This is a genomic window from Streptococcus mitis SK597, assembly GCF_000148545.1.
GTDB lineage: Bacteria > Bacillota > Bacilli > Lactobacillales > Streptococcaceae > Streptococcus > Streptococcus mitis_C.
On record NZ_AEDV01000091.1, the window covers coordinates 1 to 10,519 of the forward strand.

Consider the following 10,519-nt stretch of genomic DNA (forward strand, 5'->3'; position numbering starts at 1 on the left):
CAAAGCTGACGTGGTTTGAAGAGATTTTCGAAGAGTATTAAAAGATCAAACGCAAGACGGCAATCAAAACCACTCCAAAGAGAACCGTTCCGACTAGATTGCGGTAGCGAAAGGCTACCCAAGCTGTTGGAAAGACTGCTAAGAAGTCCAGCCATTTGATTTGAGGAAAGCTCCCAACCTTGCCTGTCACTACGCTTGAAAGAATCAAGGCAAAGATAATAGAAACGGGCAAGAACTTCAAAAAACGCTCAACGATCGCAGGCAAGCCCTTATACTTGACCAAGATGAAGGGAATCATACGGGGAATCCACGTCACCAAGCCAGAGAAAATAACTGCTAATAAAAGATACTTACTGACCATCTAAAACCACCCCCATTGTACAACCTAGCAAGGTCGCAAACAGAACAGCTAGTGACTGAGACACCACTGTCAAGAGTAAAAAGAAGGACACCGCAACAACTGCTAGGATAATCAGCAGATTGCGGACAGGAATTCGTCTTTGCATAATCTGGAATTGCGAAGCAAAAATTCCAATGAACATCCCAACCAGGGCAAAATCCAATCCAAAGATTTCTGGATTTGGAAGCAGACCACCCAGAGCCGTTCCGACAACTGTTCCCACAAACCAAGCCACATAGCTGTTGAGATTGTTCCCGTGCATCCACATAGGATTGACCTTGTCTGTATGAGCCAATTCGCCCATCAAAACGCCGTAAGTCTCATCCGTCAAAAGGCTAGACATACCGATATTTTGCCAGAGACTGGTATGACGGAAATAGGTTGACGCATGCAAGCTCAACAAAAAGAGACGCAAATTGATCAAAAAGACCGTCATAGCAATAGCTGCCACAGGTGCTTGAACCGCAATCAGTGCCAACATGGCAAACTGGGCACTCCCAGCATAAACAAAGAGGCTCATCAAGCCCATCTCAACAGGTGTCACATAGGGCGCACCGATAATCCCACAGGCAAGGCCAATACTGACATAACCAAGGGCCGTTGGCATGGCTGCCTGCGCCCCCTCCCAAAATCCTTTTTCTTTCATCTTTCTCCTCATATTGTCTTAATAAATGGGCTGAAAAGACTCCAGCCATAGCATGGACTATTATAACACATTCAGGAAAGAGAAAAAAGTCTGCTGATTTTGACCATCATAAAAAGACTGGCAATCCAGTCTCAAACATATATTATACAAATTCTCCGCTATATACTTTCACGGATATTCAGGAGCATGAAAAAGGCAACTAGAAGAAATACCAATAAAACAAAGCTAACTGCCAGAGTTCCAAAGCTAGTAGCAATGGTTACCAAAGCTATTGTAAATAAGCTAGGTAAAACAACCGTAATAGCACCGATAGAGGATTGAACTGCTCCCATTGACTCCTCAGGTATTTGTTTAAAAATGAGTTCCTGTAATCTAGGAGAGAGGACACCTGCGAAAAAGGCATCCAAGGCACTAAAGATGAGAATCCAGTCAAAACGAACTGTGGCAAATCCTACTAGAAGAAGCAACTGGATGACAAGTGAGGCATAGAGAGCTGTTTTTATAGAAATCGTATTTTTCAAATAGCCACTCACAAGACTTCCGACAATAAGGGCTGACAGATCCATGGTGGATAACAAGGCAAGAGATTGACCTGTTTGTAAATTTAAAAAAGGCTGATTCCTCAAAAACAGAGTAGAGACAGGAACTGTAACATTTATCACTGCTTGACTAATAGAGATAATAAACAAAACTAAGAGTACCTGATTCATCTTCCATATCAATTTCGATGACTGGACCAAATGCTGGCAAAAGGATTTTACAGAGAGTCCTTCTTGATAGCTAATCGTTTTTTCTACTTTCAAGAGGTCATTTTTTATGAATAGGATACCTAAAAATGCGATTAAAAAGGTAAGAGCGTTCAGTAAGGAAATAAACTGGATGGATAGAATACCTAATAAGACTCCTCCTAAAATATTACTGATTGTTTTCACTAAACTAACAGTTGACTGTTTAAATCCAATAGCTTCTGCCAGATGGTCTTGCCCAATAATTCTAATGAAAATCGGAGTGAGCATGGCGCCTGAAAAATAGCTCAATGTGTCAGACAAGAGGTTAATCAGACAAATAAATGCTACTAGCAACAAGGAGAAAGACTGCCCTGAAAGCGATAGGGACACTATAGAGTAAAGCAAAAATTTTGCAAAACTAATAATTGTATATTTTAGGACACGATGATGTTGAAAATCCGCCAAAACTCCCAGAAAGATTTGTAGAACTTGGGGAAGGGTTTCTGAAATCGTGATAAGTAAAATCGCCAAAGGGGCAAAAGACGCATCTGCCACATAATTCAAAAAGGCCAGATAAAAAATCGTATCCCCAACCGTTGAAATCCACTGGTTGATGGTTAGTTGCCTAAAATCTCTATTTTGAAGAAATACTTTCATTACAACTCCTTTTTAAGTTCAAATGGGAATTTTTATTCCAAAACATCCTAATAAATCCTGTATGCCCAGTCTATACCATATCATATAGATTGCCTACACAGCCTTTTTCACTGCACACCTCATCATGTCTTTAGCTACTAACCAGCTCCTAGTGTAACAACATCAAAATTTGACCAATGCCATTGTAGACTATATGCAGTCCAATAGGCCAATAAATGGACTTTGTCACTCTAAATAAGACTGCAAATATGAGTCCGCCACCCATATAGAAGACAAAGTCTGTCAAGACCCAACCGTGATTACTAATGTGCGAGACCCCAAATAAAACAGCGGAACCAAGTACATCTAGCCCCCATTTCTTTCCTTTTTCCAGAGCAGTCATCACTAATCCACGATAAATCATGTCTTCAAAAATGGGACCTGCAATCACAGGATAAAAAAAATACATCAAAAATGCCGTAGCTCCTGTAAAAGTAGGAGCAGCATGTTGATAAGAAATTTCATTTCGAGTAGGTGGGAAAAGAAAAAAGGTGACAAAATTCCAAGCAACAAAAGCAAGCAGAGCTAGGAAGGAATAGAAAAGATAGGATCTTTTAAACTTTCTACTGTTGATTTTCTGCCATTTCCCCGACCAAATCATAGCAATAAGAGCAAATAAAACCACAAGAAAATTCAACATCATATCCGACAGATAATAGGCAAAGTCAGATAGACCAGTAACAAGGTCGCTGCGTAAAACTAGACCACTGAACTCCTGATCAGCAATAACTAGTAGAAAAGCTATAATAAAGTAATATATTGAAGTTACCTTTTTCATATATCACCTTTCTAATATCCAAATACCAATAAAGTGACAATGAGTAAGAAACTATTCCATGAAGCATGCAGAGCTATAGCCCAATAGATGGATCGAGTGTAGCGAAACATCATACAAAATATCAAGCCCATTCCAAAATACTTTATGAAATCTGTCGTTACCCAACCATACTGCAAAACATGCATAGCGCCAAATACAGCAGCGGAAACAAGAACATCAATATAGTAGTTTTTGAATTTAGACAAGCTTGTCATCACAAAACCACGACAAACAACCTCTTCTCCCACAGGTGCGATAATACTAGTATAAAGTATTCGCGTAACAAAATAGCTAGTTCCTGTTAAACTGGTAGCTACCTCCACGACTGTACTTCCATTCTGAGTACGAGGAAAGATATAGGTTGTTAAATTTGCCCACACGAACAATAAGAAAAAGGAAAGAAAGAAAACACCTAGGTAAGACCAACGAAACTGGAAACGACCACACTCTTTCCAATATTCACTTTTGACAAAAACAATTGTAGCTACAGTTCCCAGAATAAGTACCAATAAAACTTGGAACACATAGTACATATTATCAGACAAAGCAACCATAAAATCTAAGTCTGATGTGACATTAAAAATGAGGTAATAAGTCAAAATCAACAAGCCAGTTGCTAGGTGCAATTTCACTTCTTTCATTTTCTTCATCCTATTATCTCCTATAAGAGCCTATCTTCTACGGCGGCCAAACAATCCATCTGCTAAATCTATAGTCCAATCAAAAGCTCCACGATTAGGACTCATCCCTTGATTGCCCCAACCAGGGTAAATTCCTGGGACGCCCCAACCAGATATACCACCTCTTCCGCCACCTCCCATAGAATTTACGATGTTGCCTCCTCTAACATCTTGCAACTCAGCTTCTGTCAATTCCATTGTTTCTGCAAATTGTAAATTTAACATCTTTTACACTCCTCCAATTATTTTTTTATAAACCACTTCTGCGACCTAGGATTTGCTTCAAATGTCTTACAAGGACAGTATAGCATGGAAATTGGCTTATTTTAGAAAATCGCATATTTGATATTTTTTCTTATAGAAATTTCACATTTGCGATTTTGGTAGATTTGATTATTTCACTGGTATAATAAAGTTATTACTAATGAGGAGTGGAGAAACTATGAAAAAACAAATTTTAACATTATTGACAATCGTTGCTGAGATTATTATCATTTTCCCGTTTCTAACTAATCGATAAGTTCTTTGTATTGCTGAAAACGCAATTCGAAGAGGGCTATCAATTGTGGATTTTCTAATACTTGCAGAGATTGGATAAAGTGTTCAATCTCTTTTTGATTGTTTCCTTTGGTTTGAAGGAAAATACTCATTTTCTTTAAAAATTGCCACAATACTTTTTCAAAAACATCGTATGGACGAAGCATACTCTCCAGCTCAGCTTCAAAGATTGGGAGGTAAGAGAAAAGTTTGCGCTCCATGAGCTCTGATATAATATTCAGAAAGCCACTTTTCATATACAGTCTATTATGTACCAACTCTTTAAATTCCTTAGATTTCTCAAGTAAAGTGGTTGATAAAAATATCAAATCTTGATTGCTCAAGAAAGGCATGGTATTACAAAAGAGATAGAGTTCAAACCAGGTCCAAGACTCAATAGCGTAGAGGTAGGTAGTTAAAAACTCGCTATCCTCCTCTGCTAGCGGATAGCTTTTATCTAAGGAATGGATAGCATCTTTAATCACAATGGCATTCAAACGACGATAGGTCTCTGCCATCTGTTCTCGCTCGACTTCCTCCAACAGTTGCTCTAAGCTAGCGATATCTTGGTGGGCAAAGCGATCCACAACCTTTCTGCCAAATCGCATATGTGGAGATTCTTGATAGTTGTTGAGTTTGTGTCCAAATTCATCAAAGGTCACATTGATCCCTTGGATTGCTAATATGAGCTTATCCGCAGACAGCATAGACTGCCCTAGTTCGAACTTGGATAGCTGAGAAGCTGTTAGTCCAGCACAAGCCACATCTGACTGCTTGAGTTTTCTAGCCAAACGTAATTCCTTGTAAAATTCCCCCAATTCCATTCTCTCAATCATCTTGCCACCTCCTAGCTTTTGCATATTATATCATTATTTTTATGGTTTTGTCAAAATATTCTGACATTTAAGAGAGCAAAAAAGCCAGCCTTAAGCTGACTCCTTATTCCATCGTATCAAAAGCGAGACTTGGTTTGGCATTGAGGTCCAAGTTTGCAAAGTTTTCTTTGTTCCACTCGCTGACGCTGGCATAGGCAATCATACCTGCATTGTCTCCGCAGAGGCGCAGAGGTGGAATGATGATCTTGACATCTGTGATTTCAGTTGCTAGGCGTTCTCTGAGACCTTTATTGGCTGCCACACCACCTGCCACGACAAGGGTTTTAACAGGATATTTCTCCAAAGCCTTCTTGGTTTTTGCCATGAGAATATCCAAGACAGCTGCTTGGAAGGAAGCACACAAATCCTCTGTGGACAAGCTTTCTCCCTTTTGCTCGGCATTGTGGTGAAGATTGATAAAGGCAGATTTCAAACCTGAGAATGAAAACTCCAGATTATCTTCCTTAATCATGGCACGAGGAAAATCATAAATATCCTGTCCCTGATGAGCTAGCTCGTCAATCTCACGACCGGCAGGATAGGTCAAGCCCATGACACGGCCGACCTTATCATAGGCCTCACCAACCGCGTCATCTCGCGTTTCCCCAACAATCTTATAATCTCCAGCCTCCGAAACATAAACCAACTCTGTGTGCCCACCGCTAACCAAGAGGGCTAGCAAGGGAAACTCCAAAGGCTCTACACTTTGGGCTGCCATGAGGTGGCCAGCCATGTGATTAACGGGAATCAGCGGAAGTCCATGTGCCCAAGCAAAGGCCTTAGCAGCTGACAAGCCAACTAGCAAGGCTCCGACCAAGCCTGGTCCATAGGTAACCGCCACAGCTGTCACGTCCTCTTCGGTAATCTCTGCTTCTGCTAGCGCCTCCTCGATACAGGCTGTAATGACCTCGACATGGTGACGACTGGCTACTTCCGGCACTACGCCACCGAAACGTTTGTGACTCTCAATTTGACTAGCAATGACATTGGACAAGAGCTCATCGTCGTTTTTCAAGACGGCGACACTAGTCTCATCACAGGATGTCTCAAATGCTAAAATATATCTATCCTTCATCTATTTCTCTCTTCATGATGATGGCGTCCTCGACTGGGTCATGGTAGTAGGCCTTTCGCTCAGCGATGACCGCCATCTTTTCTTTCTTGTAAAATGCTTGCGCTCGGTGATTTGACTTTCTGACTTCGAGGAAAATCTCCTTGTCTGTTGGCAATTGAGCAAACAAGGCCGAGGCGTTCCCCTGACCCTGATAGGCTCCTTTAACAGCGATTTGCAAGACTTCTGCCTCAAAAAGATTCTCCTGAACAGCTAGAAAGCCAATCACTTCTGCCCCATCATAAGCCAGAACATACCAAGTCTGGTCTTGGGACAGATCTGCTTGGATTTGTTCCAGCGTCCACGGACTGACTGGGTAAACAGCTATCATAACAGCGTAGATGGTTTGAGCCAAGTCAGGCTGCTGTTGGATTCGTTTAATTTCTATCATAGGCGTTTAATGTAAGACTCACCAGACTCGGTGTGGTTCTTGAGCCAGTTCTCCTCAGCCTCAACACGTTTGAGATAATTTGGCACAAAGTCGTGCAAAGATTCTGCTTCCTTATCCCAAGCCCAAAGAGCAAGATTAGCTGCATTAGGCAAGGTTTCTTTGTAATTAGTCCTTGGTAAATGCTCTTGAATCTGCTCAACAAAGGGACCAACTTCTCCGACAAAGGTTACCTGGCTAGCACCCTTGATTAACTCAATCACTCGCTCAAAAGGCAGGTGTGCTTCTGGCATGACAGGTTTGGCATTTTCATAAAATCCTGCGTAAACATTGTTGCGACGTGCATCCATCAAAGGGACGAACAAGCCTTCTTGTTGGTATGGCACCAGAGCCAAGAGGCTAGACATACCAACTAACTCGATGTTCAGAGTATGAGCCAAAGTCTTGGCAGTGGCGACCGCGATTCGCAAGCCTGTGTAGCTACCTGGCCCTTCAGCCACCACGACTCGATCCAAATCTTTAGGCGTCCAATCCAAACTCTCCATCAAAAAATCGATGGCAGGCATGAGGGTAATACTGTGATTTTTCTTAATATTAATCGTCGTCTCGGCAAGAACCTGCTTGTCCTCTAAAATAGCGAGAGAAAGAGCCTTGCTGGACGTATCAAAAGCTAATACTTTCATAACACATTCCTATCTTTTTGTCTGCTTACTATTATACTACAAAAGCTGGCACATGGGAATTTTCTTTGCCCCCAAACAAAAATGCCTACACTTAGCCCAAAAACAATTCGCAAATAAAATTCAAAAAAATCTTCACTTTTCCTTTTCTTTTCCGAATATAAAAGTGAACAAGAAAATTGAAAGGATCTCCGTAAAAAATTTGGTAAGTCATGCTAGATAAAAAACACATTTTTAGAAGGATAAATTTTATTATCTTTATCTCTTATAGTTTGCTCAGCATTCTCAATGATTTAAACATTACTACTATCCCTTTACCAATCGATTTATCTGTTTGTATTGTTTTATTTTTATGCTTCAACTCTATTTTTGAGCAGAATAATGACCACCATAAAAATAATAAGCTTTGAAAATTCCATTGTCATGTCATTTTAGAAAAATGCAAAGACCACCTCATCTTGATAGATGGGGTGGAATTTTCGTGTCATGAATTTACTATCTTTTGCCCCAAACAAAAATGCCCCAGCATAAGCAGGGCATCTAAGCATTTAATCCAAAGTAAAATACAAACCAAACGACATAGGTTACGAGGAGGAGAAAAAGCGAGTAGAGAGTCACAAAGGTAATTTTCCACAAGAACTTGGTTTGTCGTCGTTCCAGTTTGGCAAATAGAAGATTCCCCGCATAAACGCAAGCAACAAAAACAATAAAAGCTACCAAGCGAGCTCCGATAGCAAAGGCAAATAAGTTATACATAAGGCAACCTCCTTGACTTAAAAACTATAGGGAATTATGACAAACGATAAATTCCACTTCCGTTATCAAGATAACACATTTTCTTTATTTTTGCAAACGCTTCCCAACGAGTAACTATATGACTTTGTCGTTCCCGTCTTTTACTAATTTTTCATTTTGTGGTATAATTGAAATAATTGTAACGAATCAAGGTCAATCTAGACACAAAATGGAATGAAATCAAGCAAATCTCTGCTAAAAGTTTGGAATAAGCTGACCTGTAAATAGAAAGGAACTATATGATTTACAAAGTTTTTTATCAAGAAACAAAAGAACGTAGCCCACGTCGTGAAACAACACGCGCACTTTACCTAGACATCGATGCCAACTCAGAACTTGAGGGCCGTATCGCTGCTCGTCAACTTGTCGAAGAAAATCGCCCAGAGTACAATATCGAGTATATCGAACTCTTGTCTGACAAATTGCTAGATTACGAAAAAGAAACTGGCGCCTTCGAAATCACGGAGTTCTAATATGGCCTATACTCTTAAACCTGAAGAAGTCGGCGTTTTTGCCATCGGTGGTCTGGGAGAAATCGGGAAAAACACTTACGGGATTGAATACCAAGACGAGATTATCATCGTCGATGCTGGGATTAAATTCCCAGAAGATGACTTGCTGGGTATCGACTACGTCATTCCTGACTACTCTTACATCGTAGACAATATCGACCGCGTCAAAGCTGTTTTGATTACACACGGACACGAGGACCACATCGGTGGGATTCCATTCCTACTCAAGCAAGCAAATGTCCCAATCTATGCTGGACCACTTGCCTTAGCTTTAATCCGTGGGAAACTCGAAGAACACGGTCTCTTGCGCAACGCCAAACTTTACGAAATCAACCACAATACTGAGTTAACCTTTAAAAATCTCAAGGCAACTTTCTTTAGAACGACTCACTCTATTCCAGAACCTTTGGGGATTGTCATTCATACTCCTCAAGGGAAAATTGTCTGTACGGGTGACTTCAAGTTTGACTTAACACCAGTTGGCGAACCAGCAGATTTGCACCGTATGGCTGCGCTAGGCGAAGAAGGTGTTCTCTGTCTTCTGTCTGACTCAACAAATGCAGAAGTGCCAACCTTTACCAACTCTGAAAAAGTCGTTGGACAGTCCATCATGAAGATTATCCAAGGTATTGAAGGACGTATTATCTTTGCATCCTTTGCCTCAAATATCTTCCGTCTCCAGCAAGCAACAGAAGCCGCTGTTAAGACTGGACGCAAGATTGCGGTCTTTGGTCGTTCGATGGAAAAGGCCATTGTTAACGGAATTGAGCTTGGTTACATAAAAGCTCCAAAAGGAACCTTTATCGAGCCAAATGAAATCAAAGACTACCCTGCTGGCGAGGTTCTTATCCTCTGTACAGGTAGTCAGGGCGAGCCAATGGCAGCCCTCTCTCGTATCGCCAACGGAACCCACCGTCAGGTGCAACTCCAACCAGGCGATACGGTTATCTTCTCTTCTAGTCCAATCCCTGGAAACACTACTAGCGTCAACAAGCTGATCAATATCATTTCTGAAGCTGGTGTCGAAGTTATCCACGGTAAAGTGAATAATATCCATACATCTGGACACGGTGGCCAACAAGAGCAAAAACTCATGCTCCGCTTGATTAAGCCAAAATACTTCATGCCTGTCCACGGTGAATACCGCATGCAAAAAGTCCACGCTGGACTAGCAGTGGATACTGGTGTTGAGAAGGACAATATCTTTATCATGAGCAATGGTGATGTGCTTGCCCTTACTGCTAACTCAGCTCGTATTGCAGGTCATTTCAACGCCCAAGATATCTATGTCGATGGAAATCGTATCGGTGAAATCGGCGCTGCTGTCCTCAAAGATCGTCGCGATCTATCTGAAGACGGTGTCGTTCTGGCAGTCGCAACTGTTGACTTCAAATCGCAGATGATTCTGTCTGGTCCAGACATCCTCAGCCGAGGCTTTGTCTACATGAGAGAGTCTGGAGACTTGATTCGCCAAAGCCAACGCATCCTCTTCAATGCAATCCGTATCGCACTGAAAAACAAGGACGCTAGCGTTCAATCTGTCAATGGTGCCATTGTCAACGCTATTCGCCCCTTCCTCTATGAAAATACAGAACGTGAACCGATTATCATCCCGATGATCCTCACACCAGATGAAGAATAATACTCTTCGAAA

General features: G+C 41.3%; 13 protein-coding genes. 2 read left to right on the forward strand and 11 right to left on the reverse strand.

The window, feature by feature from the left end; all coding sequences use genetic code 11:
- Positions 1 to 37 precede the first annotated feature (37 nt).
- The 11 genes from SMSK597_RS0103240 to SMSK597_RS11855 form a co-directional block, all read right to left on the reverse strand.
- Positions 38 to 361, reverse strand: coding sequence for an AzlD domain-containing protein (locus SMSK597_RS0103240; protein ID WP_000253932.1), 324 nt, complete (start codon positions 359 to 361; stop codon positions 38 to 40).
- A complete protein-coding gene (locus SMSK597_RS11815) occupies positions 351 to 1,046 on the reverse strand; it encodes an AzlC family ABC transporter permease (RefSeq protein WP_000659743.1) in 696 nt (231 codons plus the stop codon). The genes SMSK597_RS0103240 and SMSK597_RS11815 overlap by 11 nt, the downstream gene beginning before the upstream one ends.
- Positions 1,047 to 1,204: 158 nt before the next feature.
- The gene (locus tag SMSK597_RS11820) at positions 1,205 to 2,431 is read right to left on the reverse strand and encodes an MFS transporter (RefSeq protein WP_000862435.1); all 1,227 of its coding nucleotides are present in this window, start codon (positions 2,429 to 2,431) and stop codon (positions 1,205 to 1,207) included.
- 148 nt (positions 2,432 to 2,579) lie between these two features.
- Positions 2,580 to 3,248, reverse strand: a complete 669-nt coding sequence (locus SMSK597_RS11825) for a CPBP family intramembrane glutamic endopeptidase (RefSeq protein ID WP_000758145.1) — start codon at positions 3,246 to 3,248, stop codon at positions 2,580 to 2,582.
- A gap of 11 nt (positions 3,249 to 3,259) precedes the next feature.
- Positions 3,260 to 3,937 (reverse strand): CPBP family intramembrane glutamic endopeptidase, encoded by a 678-nt coding sequence (locus SMSK597_RS11830; RefSeq protein ID WP_000738309.1) that lies wholly within the window; start codon positions 3,935 to 3,937, stop codon positions 3,260 to 3,262.
- Between the two features lie 21 nt (positions 3,938 to 3,958).
- Positions 3,959 to 4,192: a hypothetical protein gene (locus tag SMSK597_RS11835; RefSeq protein ID WP_000933478.1), complete on the reverse strand. Its 234-nt coding sequence runs from the start codon at positions 4,190 to 4,192 to the stop codon at positions 3,959 to 3,961.
- A 284-nt stretch (positions 4,193 to 4,476) separates the two neighbouring features.
- Entirely contained in the window at positions 4,477 to 5,340 is an 864-nt protein-coding gene (locus SMSK597_RS11840) for an XRE/MutR family transcriptional regulator (protein WP_000572845.1), read from the reverse strand.
- Between the two features lie 103 nt (positions 5,341 to 5,443).
- Positions 5,444 to 6,454 (reverse strand): tRNA (adenosine(37)-N6)-threonylcarbamoyltransferase complex transferase subunit TsaD, encoded by a 1,011-nt coding sequence (tsaD, locus tag SMSK597_RS11845; protein WP_000655025.1) that lies wholly within the window; start codon positions 6,452 to 6,454, stop codon positions 5,444 to 5,446.
- Positions 6,444 to 6,881 (reverse strand): ribosomal protein S18-alanine N-acetyltransferase, encoded by a 438-nt coding sequence (gene rimI / locus SMSK597_RS0103245; protein ID WP_000569842.1) that lies wholly within the window; start codon positions 6,879 to 6,881, stop codon positions 6,444 to 6,446. Before rimI ends, tsaD begins: the two co-directional genes overlap by 11 nt.
- Positions 6,878 to 7,561 (reverse strand): tRNA (adenosine(37)-N6)-threonylcarbamoyltransferase complex dimerization subunit type 1 TsaB, encoded by a 684-nt coding sequence (gene tsaB / locus SMSK597_RS11850; RefSeq protein WP_000865728.1) that lies wholly within the window; start codon positions 7,559 to 7,561, stop codon positions 6,878 to 6,880. Before tsaB ends, rimI begins: the two co-directional genes overlap by 4 nt.
- 537 nt (positions 7,562 to 8,098) lie before the next feature.
- Positions 8,099 to 8,314, reverse strand: a complete 216-nt coding sequence (locus tag SMSK597_RS11855) for a hypothetical protein (RefSeq protein WP_000282478.1) — start codon at positions 8,312 to 8,314, stop codon at positions 8,099 to 8,101.
- Between the two features lie 278 nt (positions 8,315 to 8,592).
- Here SMSK597_RS11855 and SMSK597_RS11860 point away from each other — a divergent pair, with 278 nt between their 5' ends.
- Both SMSK597_RS11860 and rnjA read left to right on the forward strand, forming a co-directional pair.
- Positions 8,593 to 8,826: a DNA-dependent RNA polymerase subunit epsilon gene (locus SMSK597_RS11860; protein ID WP_000639571.1), complete on the forward strand. Its 234-nt coding sequence runs from the start codon at positions 8,593 to 8,595 to the stop codon at positions 8,824 to 8,826.
- Between the two features lies 1 nt (position 8,827).
- Positions 8,828 to 10,507, forward strand: coding sequence for a ribonuclease J1 (gene rnjA, locus SMSK597_RS11865; protein WP_000331995.1), 1,680 nt, complete (start codon positions 8,828 to 8,830; stop codon positions 10,505 to 10,507).
- Positions 10,508 to 10,519: the final 12 nt, after the last annotated feature.

Bases quoted from the DNA above. Each gene is read 5' to 3' on its own strand.
- rimI (WP_000569842.1), bottom strand. From the start codon at position 6,881: ATGATAGAAATTAAACGAATCCAACAGCAGCCTGACTTGGCTCAAACC.
- SMSK597_RS11815 (WP_000659743.1), bottom strand. From the start codon at position 1,046: ATGAAAGAAAAAGGATTTTGGGAGGGGGCGCAGGCAGCCATGCCAACG.
- SMSK597_RS11840 (WP_000572845.1), bottom strand. From the start codon at position 5,340: ATGATTGAGAGAATGGAATTGGGGGAATTTTACAAGGAATTACGTTTG.
- SMSK597_RS11820 (WP_000862435.1), bottom strand. From the start codon at position 2,431: ATGAAAGTATTTCTTCAAAATAGAGATTTTAGGCAACTAACCATCAAC.
- SMSK597_RS11835 (WP_000933478.1), bottom strand. From the start codon at position 4,192: ATGTTAAATTTACAATTTGCAGAAACAATGGAATTGACAGAAGCTGAG.
- tsaD (WP_000655025.1), bottom strand. From the start codon at position 6,454: ATGAAGGATAGATATATTTTAGCATTTGAGACATCCTGTGATGAGACT.
- SMSK597_RS11825 (WP_000758145.1), bottom strand. From the start codon at position 3,248: ATGAAAAAGGTAACTTCAATATATTACTTTATTATAGCTTTTCTACTA.
- rnjA (WP_000331995.1), top strand. From the start codon at position 8,828: ATGGCCTATACTCTTAAACCTGAAGAAGTCGGCGTTTTTGCCATCGGT.
- tsaB (WP_000865728.1), bottom strand. From the start codon at position 7,561: ATGAAAGTATTAGCTTTTGATACGTCCAGCAAGGCTCTTTCTCTCGCT.
- SMSK597_RS11855 (WP_000282478.1), bottom strand. From the start codon at position 8,314: ATGTATAACTTATTTGCCTTTGCTATCGGAGCTCGCTTGGTAGCTTTT.
- SMSK597_RS11860 (WP_000639571.1), top strand. From the start codon at position 8,593: ATGATTTACAAAGTTTTTTATCAAGAAACAAAAGAACGTAGCCCACGT.
- SMSK597_RS0103240 (WP_000253932.1), bottom strand. From the start codon at position 361: ATGGTCAGTAAGTATCTTTTATTAGCAGTTATTTTCTCTGGCTTGGTG.
- SMSK597_RS11830 (WP_000738309.1), bottom strand. From the start codon at position 3,937: ATGAAGAAAATGAAAGAAGTGAAATTGCACCTAGCAACTGGCTTGTTG.